At 66.2% G+C, this 390-nt stretch carries 1 protein-coding gene; it reads right to left on the reverse strand.

Features of this window, described 5'->3' with window-relative positions; translation table 11 throughout:
• Positions 1 to 390 (reverse strand): aminotransferase class I/II-fold pyridoxal phosphate-dependent enzyme (locus tag GVN67_RS29505; protein WP_160000808.1); only part of this gene is annotated, 390 nt, incomplete at both ends.

Consider the following 390-nt stretch of genomic DNA (forward strand, 5'->3'; position numbering starts at 1 on the left):
GGGCATTCCACGCCGGGGATGGCATTCAGGCCGGCGACGATGGCCTTGCGGCGGCGGTCAAACGCCACTTTCATTTCATCGACGGCGGTCAGCGGGCCGGACACCGCGGCGAGGGCAGCGATCTGCATGATGTTGGACACGTTGGAGGTGGCGTGCGACTGCAGATTGGTGGCCGCCTTGATGACGTCGGCGGGCCCGATCATCCAGCCCACGCGCCAGCCGGTCATGGCGTAGGTCTTGGCCACGCCGTTGAGGATGACCACCTTGTCGCCCAGCTCGGGGGCCGCGGTGGCAATCGACGTGAAGGGCACGCCGTCATAGGTCAGGTGCTCGTAGATCTCGTCCGTGACAACCCACAGGCCCTTGGCGGCAGCCCACTTGCCGATTTCC

It is taken from the genome of Roseomonas sp. 18066, from assembly GCF_902706185.1.
GTDB lineage: Bacteria > Pseudomonadota > Alphaproteobacteria > Acetobacterales > Acetobacteraceae > Pseudoroseomonas.